The sequence below is a fragment of the Chitinophaga sp. 30R24 genome, from assembly GCF_049056765.1.
In the GTDB taxonomy this organism is placed as follows: Bacteria; Bacteroidota; Bacteroidia; order Chitinophagales; family Chitinophagaceae; genus Chitinophaga.
Genome location: NZ_JBJGXX010000006.1, coordinates 135,826 through 155,758 on the forward strand (window position 1 = coordinate 135,826; position 19,933 = coordinate 155,758).

Below are 19,933 nucleotides of genomic sequence, written 5' to 3' on the forward strand. Positions count from 1 at the left end.
ATCCCATGAAAATAGCCATATTAGATGATTATCAGCACGCGGTGCGGGCGCTTTCCTGTTTTAAGCTACTGGAAGGACATGAGGTGTTGATCCTGGACAAATCTGTCAGAGATATTTCGGCACTGGCGGCTACTTTACAAGACATTTCCATTATTGTATTGATCCGTGAAAGAACGCCAATCACATTGGATTTACTGGATAAATTGCCCGCATTGAAGCTGATAAGTCAGACTGGGAAGGTATCCGGCCATTTGGACCTGGCGGCCTGCACACAGCATAAAGTTGCTGTAGCGGAAGGCACAGGGTCTTCTTTTGCTCCGGCCGAGCTCACGTGGGTGCTTATCATGAATACATTACGGAAATTACCGGCAGCCATTGCAGCCATGAAAGCGGGCGAATGGCAAATAAATATAGGTACATCCGTGCATAGTAAAACGGTGGGCATCTGGGGATATGGCAGGATTGGTAAATTGGTAGCAGGGTATGCAAGGGCCTTTGGGGCCAAGGTATTGGTATGGGGAAGCGAAGCCTCAAGGAATGAAGCGGTGGCAGATGGTTACAGTGCTGCGTCCGACAAGGCGTATTTTTTCCGCGAGTCGGATGTAGTGTCCCTGCACCTGCGTTTAACAGCAACTACCCGTGGAATTGTGCAAGAACAGGATTTGTTGAAAATGAAGCCTACAGCAGTATTTATTAATACGTCGCGGGCCGGCTTGGTAGAAGAAGGCGCTTTGTTGGAAGCATTGCAGCAAGGCCGGCCTGGTTTTGCCGGTTTGGATGTATATGAACAGGAGCCTATATACGATCCGATGTACCCATTGTTGCAGCTGCCTAATGTTGTGTGTACGCCGCATTTAGGGTATGTAGAAGAAAACAGTTATGAACTGTATTTCCGCTCGGCGTTTGAAAATATCTTGCATTTTATAGCTGGTAAGCCTGTAAATATTGCAAACCCTGAGGTGTTATAGTGTGATGTATACCGTTTTTTACTTATATAAACGGATTATTTTGCTAAATCGATTTTTCACGGTTGTGTCATATCTTGCCGTCCTCCTTTGTTTATTAGGGGTGGAGGCTTGTATATTTAAGCCTGGCCCATTAAGGGGCCGGAGCCGGTACGCCGGTTATATGATGTTATTAAAAAACAATTATCAACATGAAGCCTTTTATCACTGTATCGCTGTTTTGCCTGGCTGCAGGCATCAGTAAGACCCATGCCGGCCCGGTGCATCCTCCAAAGGAGCAAACCGTTATCAGCCGCGATTCCATTACCCGCGACGGATATACGCTGATCTTTGTTAACCAGGACGCCGACTTTGCCCAAGCCGGTGCTGCGGTAAAGCAAAGGATGATTGAAACCTTTTTCCAGGTATACCCTGAACTGGCTAAAGCCTACAATCCAGCTACCCTGAAAAAAGTGGTATTTGATGTAGACCCAGCCTATGACGGTGTGGCGGCTACTACCAACGGCGTGGTAAGATATAATCCGAAGTGGATGCTGAGAACGCCTACCGATATAGATGTAGTGACGCATGAAGTAATGCATATTGTGCAGGACTACCGTCGCAGCATTGGCCCAGGATGGTTAACGGAAGGAATTGCCGATTATGTGCGCTACCAGTTTGGCGTAGACAATCCTGGCGCTCGTTGGAGCCTGCCGGATTACAATGCTGATCAACACTATACAAACAGCTACCGCATTACGGCCCGTTTCCTGGCCTGGCTGGAAGCCAACCGTAAAGCTGGTATCGTAAAAACGCTGGATGAAAGCCTGCGCGCCCATACTTATACTGCGGCTATCTGGCAACAGCAAACCGGTAAAACCCTGGATGAACTCTGGGCAGCTTACACTGCTGATCCCGTATTCACGGTAAAAAAATAACAGTACAAGAGAGGAGGTTTCACTTCTTCGCCAGCAGCTAATAGCCAACAGCTATTAGCTGCTCTCTCCTTCCAATACCCTCTTTTCTCCGGTAATAAAGATTTCCCCCCAGCCTGTTTAAATTTCTCCTTATCTTGCAATTTTTAGTATATATTATTATTTATTATATGTGAATATGCTTTTAAAATGTTTGCATAATACCCATAGCAATGATCCGGTATCAAAAAAATAGCTATATTATTTAAACTTACTGATCCGGCTATGTTCCAGGTGATTTAGTAAATCTGTTGCCATCATTTTAAAGAGGTATGCCCAACCAGCTCCCTGTTTATGGCCGGTGTTACGGTATAGCGATCTCGCAATAAGGCAGTACAACTATGCTTTAGTCAACTTATATATAAAATTCTTGGAAAATGGCGATTAACTTACAAAAAGGACAACGTATAGATATTGGTTTTACAAAGCTGAGTGTTGGATTGGGATGGAATCCGAACGAAGGTACCGGTTATGCCTTCGATCTTGATGCTTCTGCATTTATGATAGACGACAATAAATTGATTGTTCAGGAAGAATTCTTTGTTTTCTACGGCAATACAGATTCTCCAGATGGTGCGCTGCATCATACTGGCGATGATCCTACCGGAGGTAATAGCCTGGAAGGGGATGATGAAGTGATACAGGTGGATCTGTCGAAAGTGGATTCCCGGGTAAAACAGATCCTTTTTGTAGCTACCATACATGATGCTTCCGCCAGAAGGCAAAACTTCGGTCAGGTGCGAAATTCATATATTCGTATTGTGGATGATGCTACCAGCAGCGAAGTAGCTAAGTATGAATTGGATGAAGACTTTTCCATTGAAACTGGCGTGGAGTTTGGCCGCTTGTACCTGAAAGAGGGCAAATGGCGTTTTGAAGCCGCTGGTGTTGGATACAAAGAAGACCTGGCATTTTTCCTTTCTAAATATTTCAAAGGACAGATCATTAAATAATTGCTTTCATCTCTTTGATTCCTCACCTATGGCGATTAACTTAGCAAAAGGTCTGATAGTAAACCTGGATAAGAATGATAAAGGGAACGCAGTCGATAGCTTTATAAACGAATTAAAAGACAACCTACTCCTGAGCAGAGGGGCAACCAACCTGCCAATTTTACGATAGTAATTATAACCTATAAAATTTGAGTGTAAGATGAATGAACTAATCCAACAAATTATTGATAACCCTTTACCTTCTCTGATTGTGGTCGGGAACCTGGTGATCATCGAAAGCCTGCTGTCGGTAGATAATGCTGCTGTATTGGCTACTATGGTAATGGACCTGCCAGAGCATAAAAGAGACCGTGCGCTGAAATATGGTATCGTGGGCGCCTATTTGTTCCGCGGATTGGCCATGCTCTTCGCTGCCTTCCTGATCAAGATCTGGTGGCTGAAGCCTTTGGGAGGCTTATACCTGCTGTACCTGACCTTTAATTGGTGGAAGGAAAAACTCAGCGGGGGAGAAGAAGAGTTACAAGAAGAAAGTATAGATAAGGGGAAGAATTGGCTATATAGAGCTACAGTAGGCGCTATTGGTCCCTTTTGGGCTACTGTGGCGTTGGTGGAGCTAATGGATATGGCCTTTTCCATCGATAATATTTTTGCTGCCGTAGCTTTTACAGATAATATCGTGCTGGTATGTTTGGGTGTATTCATTGGTATCCTCGCGATGCGCTTTGTAGCCCAAACCTTTGTGAAACTCATGACGAAATTCTCTTTCCTGGAAGGCGCTGCCTTTGTGGTAATCGGTGTGCTGGGGCTTAAACTGAGTTTGTCTATTTTCGAGCATTTCTTCCCGGAATCCCCACTTACGCAGTTCCTGGAAAGCTCATTGGCAGATATATTGACTTCTATCCTCACTGTGGCCATCTTTATTGTGCCCATCATTACTTCTGCGTTATTCAATTTTCCTAAAAAATCTTCCGGGGTAAAAGCAACAGATAAGAAAGCTACAGCGGCAGAACTGGAAAAGTAAGCCGTGATAAATATAATAAAAATAGGATGTATCAGATTTTTGATACATCCTATTTTTATTATCGGGATTTTATTTAAGCGCTTCACAGGCGCTTTATTTCTTTTTATTCAGGTGTATGAAAGGTAGTTTTGTGTATGCTATATTGGTGTACCTTTCTTTTTAGTTAGATGATATTAGTGTTCAGCATAGTTTTCAGGATATTGGTCTGCACGTCATAATTACCAATATTATGTAGAAAGTTTACATCTGATATTTTTTCATAATACTCCTGCAGAAGCGGTTTTACATTAGTCGGCAGGGCCGATTTGGTGGCTTTTGCCTGGTTTTCCAGCTGATCATTTTTATCTGATAGTTCCTGTGCAATCCTGGCTTTTTTGGAAATGGTGTTAGACCAGTCTACTCCCGGGATCTGTGACATATCGCAGAAAAGGAACAGGTTTTTTGCCGGGAAATATAAAAAATGCCGGTCAAGGTTTGTTAACTGATATACTTCTATGATCGCATTACCCGCTTTTAATCCGCAAAAAAAATCGCTTCTGAAATCTATTTTACATAGTAACCCCAGCAACTTTTTTTGAATGGTAGCATGGCTGTTCCGGTATACTTCTTCCGGTTGGAAGGAGATCAGCGCCTGAATGGTATCTGGAGGAATATCATAAAAAAAATCTTGCGCAAACCTTGCACTGAAAGCATTGATATTTTTGGATAGCGGATATTCATCCGTATCATCTGATAGCACCTGGTAAAGCTTTCTCAAAGACAGATTGATCTTGAGCGCTTGCCGTTGTTTATCCAGGTTGAAATTTTTTTCTGAGAAGACGGAGTCATTTATTTTTTCGATCAATTCTTTATTCAATTGAATTTCGTCAAATAAAAGACTCACATTTTTCTCATTACTGGTCTTTATTTTTTTCAGCAGGTCAATTACCGTAGCCGTATATTGTAAGTGAAATAATTCCAGTTTGTTTAGATCCAGTTCTTCTGTATTGGTTTCAAATAATTTATGAACCACCTGGGTGCGGAGATATATCTTATAGATCACCTCTTCTTCAAAAAATACCGACAGCAACTGTAGTTTGCTGATGATTTTATTGGAATCCTTTAATATGCTTGCCAGGTGCTCTTCCATCAATTAAAACACAATTATCCAACATTGGTTACATTCTTCTTCAATTCTGTTTCCAGGTTTTGTAGTTCACCATTTAACACTTTGCGGTTTTCGGTTCCCTGGTCATGGATTTTCTTCACCTCGTGCAGGGTTTCGATCAATGACTGAGTTGTCCTTTTCAGGGTTTCGATAGATACCACTGTTTTTTCATTTTCTTTAGCTACCTCAATACTGTTCTGTTTCAGCAGGTCGGCATTTTTTTGCAGGATGGTGTTGGTAGTGTCGGAAATTTTCCGTTGCATATCTACATTTGCCTTCTGCCTTTGTAATGCTACGGCGATAGTCAGCTGATTTTTCCATACCGGGATGGTAGTGGTAATAATCGACTGGGCTTTTTCTGCAATAGAAGTATTGTTGTTTTGCACCAATCTGATCTGTGCCAGCGACTGCAGCATGATAAACCTTACGATCTTCATGTCTGCCAGGCGTTTGTCCAGGCGGTTAACAAAGTCGCGGAGGTCGGCAATTTCATAGTCGTTGTAATTGGCGGCGTTCAGTTCCATCTGGGCCAATTGTTCTGAGAGCTCATTGTATTTCAGCTGGCCTGAAATAATGAGGTCCTCCATTTGCTTGATGTAAGACACATTGTTGTCGAACATGGTTTGCAGGGAGCTATTATCTTTCAGGGAGTTGATGCGGCCGGCCTTTATTTTATTGGTGATTTTATCAATGTTATTGATCACAGTATCGTATTTCTGAAAAAGTTTTTGGGCATCAAAAACGATTTTTTTCAGGAAAGGTACTTTGGATAAAAGCTGTTTAAAGCCGCCTTGGTTCAGCTCATCTACATCAATGTAATTCAGTTCTGCAAGCAGGTCGTTGATCAGTCCGCCCACTTCTCCGGAGTTGTGGGTACGTACAGAAGTAAGGAATTCGTTGCTGTAACGTTCCATGGAATGCTGTACTTCGGTGCCGTAGTTAAGGATGGAGTTAACATCCCGGGTATCGATGGCCTTATTAATGGCAATATATTTCTGGTTTTCGTCAGGCGTTAGGGAGGTCAGGTTTACATTTCCTTCCTTATCTAACCGCACCGGAGTGAGGGCCTGTGCTGTATTGTTTATATTTGTATCCATGAGATATCAGATTAAATAGCTACTATAAATAGAGTTGTGCAACGGTATTAACGGTTTCCTGGAGTTTTTTGTCTTTGGTAGGTTCGCCAATAGCGTTGAATTTCCATTCGCCATTCTTTTTATAAAAAACGCCCATCACCATAGATATATGACCTGCAAAACCAGCGCCGCTGGCGATGTCATATTTAGCAAATACTTCGGTAACACGGGAAGGGGTACCCTCATAGATGCGGATAGACGCGTAAGGAATAGTGCCAAAATCGTGTCCACGGAAGCTATTGAGCACAAAGGCCACGTAGTTGGTATTGGTGTTGAGGCGTGAAAAATCCAGAGTAATCACTTCGTTATCCAATCCGTCGTCGCCGCCCATATCACCGGTAAGGTCGTCGCCACTGTGTTGTATTGCGTTATCTTTGGATCTCAGGTTGCCGAAATACACCACTTCCAGCAGCTGCTTTTGTTCATTGAACAAGGCGCAGCTGCCATCCAGGTCTACGGCTTCTTTTGATCTGGTTAATCCGAATAATCCTTTCTTTTCAATTGCGCCCCAATTGATGCCTACGCATACGTGCTGCAGTTTGGCGCCATTGCTTTTTTCCAGGTTGATGCGTTGTCCTTTTTGAAGATTGATAGCCATTGTTAATGGGTTATTTTAGTAAGATGGAGGTAGATTAATTGTATTTATTGAGATAATCCTGTAAGCCGCCTTTCATGCCTGCGCCTACAGCTTCGAACTTCCATTCGTCGTTGCGTTTATAGATCCGGCCAAATTCAACGGCAGTTTCTATGGAAAAGTCTTCTTCCAGTTCATATTTCAGCAATACTTCGTTAGTAGTGGAATCGAATACGCGCACATATGAATTCCTTACCTGGCCAAAGTTTTGGCGTCTGCTATCGGCTTCGTGTATGGTTACTACTACACAGATCTCGGTGGCTTGGCCGTCTATTTTGGAAAGGTCTATTTTAATTTGTTCATCATCGCCGCCGCCGTCGCCGGTGAGGTTGTCGCCCGTATGTTCTACGCTACCATCCGGAGAAAGCAGGTTATTATAAAAAACGAAATGGTGATCAGATAGTATCTTCTTATTCTCTCCCAGAATGAAAATAGAAGCGTCCAGGTCGAAGCTGCTGCCGGTAGAAGAACTATTGGCATCCCAACCCAATCCAATGGTGAATTTAGGCGCATTAATCGCCTGCCGCTGTCCTTTTTGCAAATTAATTGCCATGTTCTATGCTTTTATGTTTTCTGTTAAATAAGTGTTGATAAATAAAATCCATGTTCCGCTGGTAGGCCTCAATAGTATGATAGCCATTGCCTAATGCCATATTATACAGTAGGTTCACAAATTTATCGGTCTGGTTCTGCAAGAAAATGCAAAATGTCTCAAAGTCGTAATTAAGTATATATTTTACGATCCGGGTATTGATAAAAAAGTGTTCTCCCTGAATAATGGGCGACAGGTCGAAAATAGATTTTACTGCATAATAATTCAAATAATTTTCAATGTTGGGGTGGATGTCGGGATTTTTGAGTTCTGCAAAATAGAGCAGGAACAGTTCATTGGAGAGCTGGTAATCTGCCGTCATTTTCAGGATCATTCTTTCATGGGCGCCGGTGATGCGGATATCGTCCAGGAATAAAACCTTTTTTCCTTCCAGGAAAGCTTTGTCGATATGGAAGCGATCATTCCCAATGAGTTGCAACCGCTGGGCGGCATCCAGTTGCCCGTAATCTTCCTTGTAGCTGATGGTCCGGTGTACTTTGGTTTCTTGTAACACGGGATGTCCGTTGGCAGCCAACCACCTGTTCAGGTGGAAAACGAAATGGTTTTTCATGGCAAAGGTAGCGGTAGGGATAAAGGAGTAGGGGCTGGATACCACTACCATTTGTACTATAGGATGATGGCGCAAATGGTGGGCAATAAATCCTTCCGCCAGGTGAATGCCGAATTGCTCGGCCACTGCTTCATCTCCGAATTTAAAGCGGCTGTATGCATCCGGGCTAAATCCGATGTGGCGGCTGTCCGTGATTTTATACAATGAATAGGTGGTCGTTGTCATCAGTTAGTAAACTTGAGATACACGTATGATTGGAGTTGATTAACAGCGTGCGAATGCCGGCCCTATGAGCGCCATCAATGTCTGCCCTGATATTATCGCCTATATGGATAACCTTGTTCAGATCTGTAATGGAGGTGGAGCGGTTAGCCGCTGCGGTGTCCAGCATCAGCCGGAACATTTTTTCGTTGGGTTTCGACATGCCTGTTTCGTCAGAATATAACTGGAAGTCGAAAAAAGGCGCCAGCTCCAACTGCTGCAATACCAGCCTCAAAGTACGGCCTTTAATAAACGCGGTATTGCTTAACAGGCTGAAAGTGCTGCCAGCCGTCGCTTTCAGTTGTTGTAAAACCGGTAGGGTGGCAGAACAATAGCGCGTCGGAGGGTATTGCAATACCAATTTTTCCATTTCCTGGTACAATTCTGCGAGGTCCAGGTCATGAAAAGAATAGCGGTGGTCATTCATTTTACTGATCACCATCAGGTACATTTCTTCTGCATCTATATTGCCCCCTGTTTTTTCATTGATGGCATTGCACATCAGATCTACCTGCCGGAAGATCGTTCCTACTTCTGCTATTGTTTTATCGCGATGGTTAAAATGTTCAAAGAAAAACCGGGTTCTTTCCTGTTTAAACAAAGGATTCGATTTTATCAGTGTTAACCAAAGATCAAATGAATAATGTTGGTATATGTTCATGAACAGTGGCTTAGTATATTTTGTGTCGGGTATTTTGGGCACATGGCATCGGGCGTGCACGTAATATAAGCTTTTCTTCGATTTAAAAACCGCTATTTTTTATGAAATAAGATATTGATAATAAGGAAGGTAGGAAATCGTATCTCCGTTCACTTGACCACTGTGATAACTATACGTAATGTAATGAAAAATACAGGATGTAAAGGTTTAAAAATGAAGTTGGTTAATTATATATAGTAATTAAAATTTATATACAAGGGTTGAAGATGGATTTTTCCTGCCGGAGATGATTATTTAAATTGCGGGGTCCAAAGTATTCCATGAATCTTCCATTTGTCATGAACACATTCGATTTTTTCCTGACGCACGTGCGAAAGAGAATGCCATTGCTAACAGTAGCAGAAGCGGAAATGATGTTTGCTTCCTTCAGGGAGAAGCGGGTGAAGAAACGTCAATTGATTGTGCAGCCGGGATTTGTAGCCCGTAGCCGCCATCTGGTGGTGAAAGGAGCCTTCCGTGCTTATGTGGTCGACGAGAAAGGAGAAGACCGCACCATTCAGCTGGCTATAGATGATTGGTGGATCACCGATTATAATAGCTATGTTTTTCAAGCGCCGGCTACGATGTTTGTTGTAGCGTTGGAAGACAGTATTATTCTGGAACTTGGTTATGAAGAGGAACAAAGCTTAAAAAACTCTTCCCGCCTGGTTGAAACTTTTTTCCGCATTAAGGCAGAACGTTGGGCCGCTTTCCTGCAACGCCGGATTATAGCAGGGCTTACGCAATCTGCAGAGGAGCGTTACCTTGATTTTCTGGAAAAATATCCGCTCCTGGTACAGCGTATGCCACAATACGTATTGGCTTCCTATCTGGGAATGACAACCGAATTCCTTTCCAAGATCCGCCACCATAAATTGAAGAAGAAAAGTTGAACTACTTCAACATTATTTTTTGAACTGGTTCATTTTTATTGATTTAGGTACTGCACAACTTTGTGGGACTAAATAATATATCATGTCCGACAAATTAAAGAATAAGGTAGCCGTTATCACCGGCGGTAGCAGTGGGATTGGTTTGGCTACGGCTAAACTGTTTGCTGCTGAAGGCGCCAAGGTGGCTATTACCGGCAGGAACAAAGACAATTTGAAAAAAGCAGTAGACAGCATTGGTAACCAGGCTATTAGTATCACCGGAGACGTGAGCAACCTGGCCAACCTGGCAGCAATATTCCAGCAAGTGGAGGCCCAACTGGGAAAAATAGATGTATTGGTAGCCAATGCAGCCATATATGCCCTGGCGCCATTAGCCGATTTTACGGAAGAAATGTTTGATAAGATATCGGACATTAATTTCAAAGGTACTTTCTTCACCGTTCAAAAAGCCTTGCCTCATATGAATAATGGCGCATCGGTGATCCTCACTTCTTCTGTAGTAGCAGAAAAAGGCGTGCCTCAACATGCGGCTTATGCCGCTTCTAAGGCGGCAGTAAGATCACTGGCCCGCAGTTTTTCCGCGGAGTTGCTCGACCGTTCCATTCGCGTAAATGTACTGACCCCTGGTCCGGCAGATACCCCTGTGTTTGACTCCGTTACCAATACACCGGAAGAAGCGGCCGCGGTTAAAGCTGGTATGGCAGCCTTTGCACCTGTGAAAAGAATTGGCACACCGGAAGAAATGGCGGCGGCTTCCCTTTTCCTGGCCAGCGCCGACAGCGCTTTTATGGCTGGAGCCGAATTGTTACTCGACGGCGGTATACGCTCACTTTAAGCGCATTACCAGGCTTATTGGTTAATACAACAAGCGTTGGGGGAAATAGGCCACCAGCGCTTGTTGTATTCAGCATATATCTAATTGTCCCCCGTTTTCAGGGAGAATAAGCTTTTTTTCTGGCAGGCTTTGCATTTCCGGTACTGTGTATAATAATACGGTAAGTACATATTACTTTCTTTGTTGTAAAGAATATGCAACGATGTGAGTGGATGTTGTATATTTAGCAGCATTTAAGTTACCTACATAAATTTAATTATTATGGAATACAGGAAATTTGGAAGAACCGGCTGGCAGATCAGTGAAGTAGGTTATGGCATGTGGGGCATGGCTGGCTGGACAGGCTCGGAAGAGCAGGAGGTAAACCAGGCATTGGACCATGCTATAGAACTGGGCTGTAATTTTTTTGATACTGCCTGGGCTTATGGTGATGGTTTAAGTGAAGAGATCTTGAACAAAACCATCCGCCGGCATGCTGGTAAGCGTTTGTACGTGGCCACCAAGATACCGCCTAAGAACCGTAAATGGCCGTCTAAGCCAGAGTATAACATCCAGGATGTGTTTCCGGCGGACTATATTATAGCGTATACAGAAAAGAGCTTGAAGAATCTCGGCGTGGAAACCATCGACCTGCAACAATTCCATGTATGGGAAGATAGCTGGGCTGGTTTGGATGAATGGAAAGAAGCTGCTACAAAATTACAACAACAAGGAAAGGTAAGGGCCTGGGGCGTGAGCGTAAACCGTTGGGAGCCAGATAATTGCCTGGAAACCCTGAAAACAGGTTTAATAGACGGCGTACAGGTGATCTATAATATTTTTGACCAGGCGCCGGAAGATCATCTGCTGCCTTTGTGCAAAGAGTTAAATATCGGTGTAATTGCCAGGGTACCTTTCGATGAAGGTACTTTAACAGGTACTTTCACAAAAGAAACTACTTTCCCCGCTAACGACTGGCGCGCTTCTTACTTCGTGCCTGAAAATCTAATTTCCAGCGTGGAGCATGCCGATGCACTGAAACCTTTATTGCCCGAAGGTATGTCGATGCCAGAAATGGCATTGCGGTTTATTCTTAGTAATCCGGATATTGCCACTACTATTCCGGGTATGCGTAAACTGAAAAATGTGAACGCAAATATGTCGGCTAGCGATGGTAAGGGCTTGCCCGAAGCGCTATTGCAAAAGCTGAAACAACACCGTTGGGACAGGCAGCCGACTGGTTGGTCGCAATAAAGCAATGAAATGATTGCCATTACGATGGCAAATATGATAAATTGAAGATGGATACTAACACCCCTGCCGTGGTTCACCGGCAGGGGTGTTATCGTTTAAGTACTCGTATGATTAAGACCTGAATGTCATATTATCCTTATCAATTATCTGGTTGCCACTTAAAATGAGACACTGATTTAGCTATATAGTTAAACAGAAGTCCTACAGGTATTTTTGTAGGACTTCTGTTTAACGAATATGTGCTTTTTTAGATAGTTGTAGGCTCCCCCTTTAGAAGCGGAAATCCGCAGGCATTGTCTGTGGATTTTCCGTTTTATAAATTATATGCCTTCTTTACTTTAAAATCTCTTTAGTGTCATATCAATGAAGTTAAGGGTAAATGATCATATCGTCGGGAGTTCCAATCATGCACCCCAGATCCGCTTGTGACAACCCTTTCTTCTTGCGTGTAAGCCCATAAAGCGTCACCATGCAGCACTGCTGCTGAATCCGGAAAGCTGCTACCACCGCAGGAAATGAATATTTATCCAGAAGACACAACAGGGTGATATTAAGTCTGCTGGTATATCAGGGCTTGCGTGTGGAGGAAGTAGAGGATCTGATTTACCGTTAAGAGAAGGTAAGCTCATAATACATGCCAAACGAAGAACTGGGCCCAGGAATATGACGTTAGAGAGCTTCCAAGTGTATGAATTAATGGATTACCTGCATCAAGTGAGAAAATAATTTTTACCGGAAGGAGTAATGAAAGGTACAGTATCTGGCATGGCATAAATAGGTAAGTTCTACAGAGGCATATGAATAGAATGTATTGGATGGCTTACAAGAAGCTGTATGGACAGGTTCCCTGAAAACTTTATGTTCCAGTTGTTAGAGGATGAGGTGGAAGGCATGGTATCGCAAAATGCGATACCATCCAAAAAGCACCTTGGTGGCTATTTTACCTATGTTTTTACAGAACATGGCGTGTTAATACTGGCAAATGTATTGCGTAGTGAAAGGGCCATACAGGTAAGCATCCGTATTATTGAAATCTTTGTGAAGATGCGGGAAATGCTGTCTGCACATAAAGATATTTTATTGAAACTGGAACAACTGGAAAAGAAGTCCAGTGGCCAGGATGCAGATATACAACTGATCTTTGAATACCTAAAGGAATTACTAAGTCCACCGCAGGAGCCGCGTAATATGATCGGTTTTACGCGACATGATGAAGGGGAAAGATAGGTGGTAAGCAGTAAGTGGGCAGGTCTTTGAAAAAAATGTCATCGACGAGGAAGTGATCAGGAAACGTGCATCGGGTCTGGTGCTGGAGGAGACGCATTAACCTCAAACGTAAGCAGTGAGTGCTGGCTGGCAGTGTGAAGATCTCTCCATACCCGGTTGATGGTTGTTTCCGACCGGGCTGCTTCCAGGCCGCAATAGGGAAATAAAGCATCGGCGGCTTTACGGGAAGTGTGGGCCAGTTTTCTGCTTGCATCACTCACTGCGGTAAGTTGTTCTTCCGGGATATGTCCGCTGTTAAGTAAAGTTTGCCAGGATTGATCAAAGGTCTCGTAGAAAATGGTTCGCCTGGTTTGCAAGGCATGTTCATTTTCGGCGAGGGTATGATCAAAGAAGTCTACTTGCCGGGAGGTATAGCTTTTTCTGCCAGTGCGTTCGCGGAACGCTATTGCCGCCAGGCGGATGAAATGTGCGGCCATGCCGGCACTGTTCACGGCCAGTGTGGTTTCTGCCAGTTGGAGAAATGGGTAATTAAAGCCAGGACTGTTTACCTGTATATGTTCATTGATCTTAAATTCCCTGTTCAGTGGTACTTGTACTGCTTTGGCTTCAAAAGCATGGCTGCCGGTAGCAATCAGCCCGAAGTACGACCAGCCCGGTATAATAGTTACTTCTTCTTTTTTTAAGATAAAAGAAAGCACTTGCGGAGCTCCGTTGCTGTCTAGTATACTGGTGCCGTTGGGATGTTGCAGTTGGCAGTTAGCAGTGAATACGGTGGCATGCATAGCGCCACTGGCATATCGCCAGGTTCCGCTGATCGTATAGCCGTTTGAGTGTTTTACGGCTATGCCGCCTACTTCGCCGCTACCGGCAAAGCAAACTTTCCTGTCGGAAAAAAGGGTTTGGGCCAGTGTTGGGTCCAGAAACCCGGCAAACCATCCGGCGCCGCTGCAGAGCGTTACTGTCCAGGCCAGGCTGCCATCCAAAGCCGCTAGTGATTCTTCCAGCCGTAATATCTCCGGTAGCAATTTGCCCGGACCTCCATAGGCTACTGGAACAAAAAGCTTAAACCATCCTTCTTCATAGGCTAGCTCCAGTAAAGCCGGGTGCAACATTTTCCTGTTTTCCGAAAGCGGTGCATATGTTTCAATCAGGTGTGTAATGTGTTCTTTCATTGCATGATTATCGCAGCAAATATAACTATAAACCTAATTGTGTGATTTTTGGTCGCTTACTCCTGTTATTTTGAATTTATTTACTATGAAATATGATTTATTTTTTGTTAGTTTATGATTATAACAGCTGAATGAAGAAAAATATTGAATATTGTAAAAAAATATAATTTATTGGATGACGCGCGCCTGTTTGCCTTGTTGAAGGAAGGTGATATGAGTGCTTATGAGGTAATTTATCATACTTATTGGCCCCGTCTTTACGGATACGTTTACAACAGATGCCAAAGCAAAGAAATAGCAGAGGAAATTATACAGGAAGTATTTTTTTCCCTCTGGGCTAAAAGGGCCACTTTGCAGTTAACCCACTCCCTCTCAGCTTATTTATTTGCAGCGGTAAAGTACCAACTGTTTAATTATATCAAATCAGACCGTATCCGTAAGGCTTATATCAGCCACATTGCCCATCATCCGGAGGAGCAGGCGGATAATTCCAACGAAGAAAATATTGCTGCCACAGATCTTAAAAATGCGATGGAGAAAGAGATGGCCCGCCTCCCGGAAAAATGCCGCCAGGTATTTCGCATGAGCCGCCATGAACACCTTTCTGTGACTGATATTGCCAAGATCCTCAATATCTCCCACAAAACAGTAGAAAACCACCTTACCAAAGCATTACGGCAACTCAGAATGGTACTGCATCATTATTGGTGTATTGCGTTGATTTTACCACAGATATGGGCATCTGAAATAATGTAGTGAACACCAGCTTTTCCATCTTTAAAAAAAAATATAAAAAGACGTAGGTGTTTCAGCGCACTTAATATACTACCTTTTAGAAGATGTTATTTATTCCGGATTAAATAGTAAGTCTGCCAAAGGGATGAACAACCAGGAACTAAAAAAACTAATTGATCAATATTTGAGTGGCACGTTGGATACAGCGAATACCGCAAAACTGGAACAGTGGTTAGATGTTGCGGGTACAGATGGCGTATTCGAGGCACTGCCGGAAGAAGAAAAGGAGATAGCCAGAAAGGAAGGCTACCAACGGTTGCAGGCCCGTATCCGTGAAAGCAGGCGAAGCGCCCTGGTAAAATCAATGCTGCGTAACTGGAAAGCAGCAGCCTGCATAGCCTGCCTGGTGGTAGCCGGCGTATTGGAACGCAACTTTCTGCTGGACCTGGCAGCGCCCCACCGGTTGGTATCGTGGCATACCCCTGCCGGTAAAACGAAAAAACAAATTCTTTCAGATGGCTCTATTGTATGGTTAAAAGGCAACAGTACCCTTATCTATCCCGCCGCTTTTGGAGTGGGGAGCAGGGAGGTAATCCTGGAGGGAGAGGCCCTGTTTGAAATAGCCCAAGAAGAGGCGCGCCCTTTCCTGGTAAAATGTGGCCATCTTACTACCACCGTATTGGGAACCAGTTTCAATATCAGGCATACCAACACGGAAACACAGGTAGTAGTGCTTACCGGAAAAATTGCACTTAGTACGCCGCAGCGGCCGCGCCTTATTCTTTATCCGGATCAGCAGGCAGTATATACGCCCGGTACCGCTGCACTCACCCCACAAAAAAGGGAGGATACCAGCATGAGTGAAATCATGAAGGACACGGAATATAACATGAGCTTTAACGATGCTGCTATGCAAACCGTGATAGGGAGAATAGAAAAAAAATTTGATGTAGATATTCAATTGCAGGATACAGAGATTAATAATAACCTGATTACTGCGGATCTTACCGGCCAGTCTTTACAATATACGATGGAAATGATCTGCCAGGTCCTCAACCTGGATTTTGAGATCAAAGGAAAAACTATTTTACTCACACAAAAAAAGTGAAAAATGAACCTATTATCAACCACTATCGCAACACGTAGCACACAAATGAGCATGACCAACTATCAACACCAGGCCTCTTAAAAAGCGGGGGTAGGGTAACAGCCCCACCAGCTCATGTCATGGTGACCCTATTTTATCTGACCGCGTAACAGCGCGGATAGGGGATTTCTTTGTCAAATTTTATCAGCCACCTAACAAAGTACAAGGTCTATGCTCATAAATTTAAAAACAAGTGCTTTCCTCTCCAAATGCAGGAAGGCTACATCGGGCGTATTATTGTTCAGTATAGCATATATCGGCAACGGCTACTCGCAAGGCATTCTTGATAAGAAAGTGTCGCTGCAGGCAGAAGATATGAGCCTGAAAGGCTTGCTGAACAAATTGCACAGCGAAACGGAAGTGAAGTTCGTATACAGTTCCAGCCGTATTGCGCTTAATCGCAAAGTAACCGCCAGCGCTAATCAGGAAGCGTTGGGTAAAGTGTTGGACAGGGTGTTAGGCCGCCTGGATATAGGCTTCGTGGTGAACGATGGTTATATCATCCTCAAAGAAAATCCGGTAACTGTTGCTGAAGCTACCACTACACCACCCGGCGATATAGTGGTAAAAGGTAAGGTATTGAATGAAACCAATGAGCCTTTTCCCGGTGCTACCATTGTAGAAAAAGGTACGGCTAATGGCATTACTTCTGGGCCGGATGGCGCTTTCACTTTAAGCGTAAAAGAAGGGGCTATCCTGGTGGTTACTGCTGTTGGTTATAGTGTAGTGGAGGTGAAAGCGGCTGATGCTGGTATTATCCGGTTAAAAGCTGCGGTGAAACAATTGCAGGATATAGTGGTAACAGCAGCTGGAATAGCCCGGCAAAAGAACAGCCTGGGTTATGCTGTGAGTAGCGTTAACTCAGATAAGTTAGCCCAGAAGTCGGAGCCAGACCCGGTAAGGGCCCTTACTGGCAAGGTAGCTGGCGTAAATATACAATCGGCGGGCGGTGTGGCCGGAGGTGGTACCAACATTACCATCCGTGGTAATTCCTCGCTTAATGGCAATAATCAACCCTTATTTGTGGTAGATGGTGTGCCTTTTGATAATTCCAGCTTTGCTAATGTGGGTGCGGCTACAGTAGGGAGCGTGGGTGTTACCAACCGTGCTTTTGACCTGGATCCTAACAACATACAAACCATGACTGTACTGAAGGGCGCCGCTGCCGCTGCTTTATATGGCTCCCGGGCGGCCAATGGTGCTATTATCATTACTACTAAAGCAGGTAAAAAGAAAAGCCGCAAAGGCACCGAAATTACCTATAATACCGGTTATTCCATAGAGGAAGTATCTGGTTTGCCGGAATATCAAACCAAATACGGCCAGGGTACCAATAACGACTACCGGCAAGGGGTATACGCCTCTTGGGGGCAACCATTCGAAGGGGTGAAAAGCATGCTGCCTTCCCGCAGTACTATTCCCCACCAGCTCACCAGGCAATTCAGTTCCGCGGTGTTCCCGCAGTTCTATGAGGCCGATGGAGTAACGCCTATACTGGTACCCTACAAGTCGTACGCAAAAGAGAATGCAAAGAACTTCTTCCGCCAGGGAAGCGTATACGAAAATGCGATCACTATCTCTTCCGGCAGTGAGAAAGGTAATTTTAACGCCGGTTTCTCCAATACCCAAAATAAAGGCGTAGTACCTGGTAATGAAATAGACCGTACTTCCGTAAACGTAGGTGGCAACATTAAACTGGATAATAAATTTTACGCCAGCGGATCTATCAATTATGTGATTACCCGGCAGAAAACGCCACCCGTTGGGGGAACAACAGGATCGATTATGTCGACGCTGATGTATGTACCTACCAGCTATGACCTGACCCATTATCCTTATGAGAATCCTATAGATGGTAGTAACGTATATGATTATACGGGAGTTGATAATCCTTATTGGTCCGTAAAGCACAGTCCTTCCACCAGTGCGGTAGACCGGTATTATGGTAACCTGGTATTGGGTTTTGATCCTCTGCCATGGCTCAATGTACAGAACACCATTGGTTTTAATGCCTATACCGACCGGCGTCTTAACGTGAGGGGCAAAGGCAGTTCGTCTTACCCCAATGGCAGTATCACTGCTGATAATATTTACCGGCAGGAGCTGGATAATACCCTGTTGCTGACCGCCACAAGGCGGCTGTTGCCGGATGTTTCCCTCCGCGTTATTCTGGGTAATAACGTAAATCAGCGCTTAACAGACCGTAAAGCTTTTTATGGCGACAATATCATCGTGGCAGACCTGGCAGACATGAACAATACCAGCTCTGTAACTCCCATACAGCTCACTAATAACCGTAATATCCTGAAGCAGCGCTATTATGCTTTTTTTACTGATGTTACATTCGATTATAGAAACTTTGCTTCCTTGAACCTCGTAGGGCGCAATGATGTATCTTCTACTTTGCCTGCCAACAACCGCAGTTACTTTTATGGCGGGATCAATGGTTCTTTCGTATTTACAGAAGCGCTAAAGTTATCTGGGAATGTCCTGAACTTGGGTAAGGTTAGGGCAGGATATACCCGGGTAGGTAACGAAGCTTCTCCCTATCAGACCCAAAACTTCTACCAGATAAACCCGGTGTTGGGGGCTACTGGCTCGCCGGCCAATGTAGGACTACCTTTTACTCCACCAGGAGGCATCGTATACAATGTGGTAACGCAGGCAGACCTGCTTACCAACGCCAGCCTGAAGCCAGAATTCATCACAGAACTGGAGTTAGGTACAGCCTTGCAGTTTTTTCATAATCGTATAGGCGTTGACTTTACCTGGTACAATAAGAAGAGTACTTCGCAGATTTTCCAGGTAACGGCGGCCCCTTCTTCCGGTTATACTTCGCAAATCCTGAACCTGGGAGAAGCCACAAATAAAGGCGTGGAAATAGGCTTGAACCTGACGCCGATACAAATCACTAATGGCTTTAACTGGGACATCTCCGCTAACTTTACGCGCAACCGGAACATGATTGTAAATCTGGGTGGATACGAGCGTTTCAGTTATGGAGGCGCTAATGGTACCAGCAGTGTGCATATTGTAGGCCAGCCTTATGGTCTTATACAAGGTACCGCCTATGCCCGCGACGAAGACGGAGAGGTGCTCATTGATCCTAATACCGGCAAACCATTGATTTCCGGCGCACTGAGAGCAATTGGCAATCCCAACCCGGATTTTATGATGGGCATCACTAACACTTTTCAGTATAAAAATTTCTCGCTTAGTGTGTTGTTCGATTGGAAGCAAGGTGGGCAGCTATATTCCCGTACAGTAGCAGAAATGCTTTCCAGGGGCGTTACGCGCGATATGGAAAACCGGGAGTTCATGATTGTATCTCCCGGCGTGTTGGGTGATATCAATACACAAACAGCCCTGCACGATGATAAAGGTAATAAGATCCCTAATAATGTTGCCTTGTCTTGGGAAGACCATTTTTTCAGCGGCAGCATGGGGCCCGGTAATGGTGGTATCAATGAAGGAGCGGTGTTTGATGCAACGGTATTCCGCCTCCGCGAAATTTCCCTGGGCTACGAAATACCTAAAAGCTTCTTAGGGAAGTCGCCCTTTGGGTCGGCCTTCCTTTCCCTGAGCGGCCGTAATTTATGGTACAAAGCTCCCAACTTCCCCCAATACACGCATTTTGATCCGGAAGTGAGCTCCCTGGGAGTAGGTAATTCCCAGGGCTACGACAACCTGGCAGTGCCTACAACCCGGCGGTTTGGCCTAAACCTGAAATGTTCTTTCTGACCTTAAACCTGATAGTA

The 19,933-nt window shown here is 44.3% G+C and carries 18 protein-coding genes; 11 read left to right on the top strand and 7 right to left on the bottom strand.

Going from position 1 to position 19,933, the window contains the following annotated elements:
• Nucleotides 1-5 precede the first annotated feature (5 nt).
• The 4 genes from ACDQ55_RS14825 (at nt 6) to ACDQ55_RS14840 (ending at nt 3,892) form a co-directional block, all read left to right on the top strand.
• On the top strand, nt 6-968 hold the full coding sequence (locus ACDQ55_RS14825) for a D-2-hydroxyacid dehydrogenase family protein (protein WP_420982187.1): 963 nt from the start codon (nt 6-8) through the stop codon (nt 966-968).
• Between the two features lie 188 nt (nt 969-1,156).
• On the top strand, nt 1,157-1,882 hold the full coding sequence (locus ACDQ55_RS14830) for a basic secretory protein-like protein (RefSeq protein WP_420982188.1): 726 nt from the start codon (nt 1,157-1,159) through the stop codon (nt 1,880-1,882).
• Nucleotides 1,883-2,295: 413 nt separating this feature from the next.
• Nucleotides 2,296-2,871 carry a TerD family protein gene (locus ACDQ55_RS14835; protein WP_420982189.1) on the top strand — a complete coding sequence of 192 codons (576 nt, stop codon included), beginning with the start codon at nt 2,296-2,298 and terminating at the stop codon, nt 2,869-2,871.
• A gap of 199 nt (nt 2,872-3,070) precedes the next feature.
• A complete protein-coding gene (locus ACDQ55_RS14840) occupies nt 3,071-3,892 on the top strand; it encodes a DUF475 domain-containing protein (RefSeq protein WP_420982190.1) in 822 nt (273 codons plus the stop codon).
• A 163-nt stretch (nt 3,893-4,055) separates the two neighbouring features.
• Here the strand turns inward: ACDQ55_RS14840 and ACDQ55_RS14845 are convergent, their stop codons facing one another.
• From ACDQ55_RS14845 to ACDQ55_RS14870, 6 genes are read right to left on the bottom strand one after another with little or no spacing between them, the layout of a single operon-like run.
• Nucleotides 4,056-5,021 (bottom strand): hypothetical protein, encoded by a 966-nt coding sequence (locus ACDQ55_RS14845; protein ID WP_420982191.1) that lies wholly within the window; start codon nt 5,019-5,021, stop codon nt 4,056-4,058.
• Between the two features lie 14 nt (nt 5,022-5,035).
• Complete coding sequence (locus ACDQ55_RS14850; protein WP_420982192.1) at nt 5,036-6,136, bottom strand: toxic anion resistance protein; 1,101 nt, start codon at nt 6,134-6,136, stop codon at nt 5,036-5,038.
• Between the two features lie 22 nt (nt 6,137-6,158).
• Complete coding sequence (locus tag ACDQ55_RS14855; RefSeq protein WP_420982193.1) at nt 6,159-6,773, bottom strand: TerD family protein; 615 nt, start codon at nt 6,771-6,773, stop codon at nt 6,159-6,161.
• A gap of 34 nt (nt 6,774-6,807) precedes the next feature.
• A complete protein-coding gene (locus ACDQ55_RS14860) occupies nt 6,808-7,362 on the bottom strand; it encodes a TerD family protein (RefSeq protein WP_420982194.1) in 555 nt (184 codons plus the stop codon).
• On the bottom strand, nt 7,352-8,197 hold the full coding sequence (locus tag ACDQ55_RS14865; RefSeq protein WP_420982195.1) for a phosphoribosyltransferase family protein: 846 nt from the start codon (nt 8,195-8,197) through the stop codon (nt 7,352-7,354). The genes ACDQ55_RS14860 and ACDQ55_RS14865 overlap by 11 nt, the downstream gene beginning before the upstream one ends.
• Nucleotides 8,169-8,894, bottom strand: coding sequence for an HAD family hydrolase (locus ACDQ55_RS14870; RefSeq protein ID WP_420982196.1), 726 nt, complete (start codon nt 8,892-8,894; stop codon nt 8,169-8,171). The genes ACDQ55_RS14865 and ACDQ55_RS14870 overlap by 29 nt, the downstream gene beginning before the upstream one ends.
• Before the next feature lie 338 nt (nt 8,895-9,232).
• Between ACDQ55_RS14870 and ACDQ55_RS14875 the strand changes: the two genes are divergently transcribed.
• The 4 genes from ACDQ55_RS14875 to ACDQ55_RS14890 all read left to right on the top strand — a co-directional run bounded on the left by ACDQ55_RS14875 (nt 9,233) and on the right by ACDQ55_RS14890 (nt 13,121).
• Nucleotides 9,233-9,826, top strand: coding sequence for a Crp/Fnr family transcriptional regulator (locus tag ACDQ55_RS14875; protein WP_420982197.1), 594 nt, complete (start codon nt 9,233-9,235; stop codon nt 9,824-9,826).
• A gap of 82 nt (nt 9,827-9,908) precedes the next feature.
• Entirely contained in the window at nt 9,909-10,661 is a 753-nt protein-coding gene (locus ACDQ55_RS14880; RefSeq protein ID WP_420982198.1) for an SDR family oxidoreductase, read from the top strand.
• Nucleotides 10,662-10,922: 261 nt separating this feature from the next.
• Nucleotides 10,923-11,894 (top strand): aldo/keto reductase, encoded by a 972-nt coding sequence (locus ACDQ55_RS14885; RefSeq protein WP_420982199.1) that lies wholly within the window; start codon nt 10,923-10,925, stop codon nt 11,892-11,894.
• 834 nt (nt 11,895-12,728) lie between these two features.
• Nucleotides 12,729-13,121 (top strand): ORF6N domain-containing protein, encoded by a 393-nt coding sequence (locus tag ACDQ55_RS14890; protein ID WP_420982200.1) that lies wholly within the window; start codon nt 12,729-12,731, stop codon nt 13,119-13,121.
• A 56-nt stretch (nt 13,122-13,177) separates the two neighbouring features.
• Here ACDQ55_RS14890 and ACDQ55_RS14895 read toward each other — a convergent pair whose 3' ends face one another.
• Complete coding sequence (locus ACDQ55_RS14895) at nt 13,178-14,293, bottom strand: acyl-CoA dehydrogenase (protein ID WP_420982201.1); 1,116 nt, start codon at nt 14,291-14,293, stop codon at nt 13,178-13,180.
• A gap of 171 nt (nt 14,294-14,464) precedes the next feature.
• Here ACDQ55_RS14895 and ACDQ55_RS14900 point away from each other — a divergent pair, with 171 nt between their 5' ends.
• From ACDQ55_RS14900 to ACDQ55_RS14910, 3 genes are all read left to right on the top strand, one after another.
• Nucleotides 14,465-15,049, top strand: coding sequence for an RNA polymerase sigma factor (locus tag ACDQ55_RS14900; RefSeq protein ID WP_420982202.1), 585 nt, complete (start codon nt 14,465-14,467; stop codon nt 15,047-15,049).
• Between the two features lie 163 nt (nt 15,050-15,212).
• Complete coding sequence (locus ACDQ55_RS14905) at nt 15,213-16,136, top strand: FecR family protein (RefSeq protein WP_420982203.1); 924 nt, start codon at nt 15,213-15,215, stop codon at nt 16,134-16,136.
• A 210-nt stretch (nt 16,137-16,346) separates the two neighbouring features.
• Nucleotides 16,347-19,916: a SusC/RagA family TonB-linked outer membrane protein gene (locus ACDQ55_RS14910; RefSeq protein ID WP_420982204.1), complete on the top strand. Its 3,570-nt coding sequence runs from the start codon at nt 16,347-16,349 to the stop codon at nt 19,914-19,916.
• Nucleotides 19,917-19,933 lie beyond the last annotated feature (17 nt).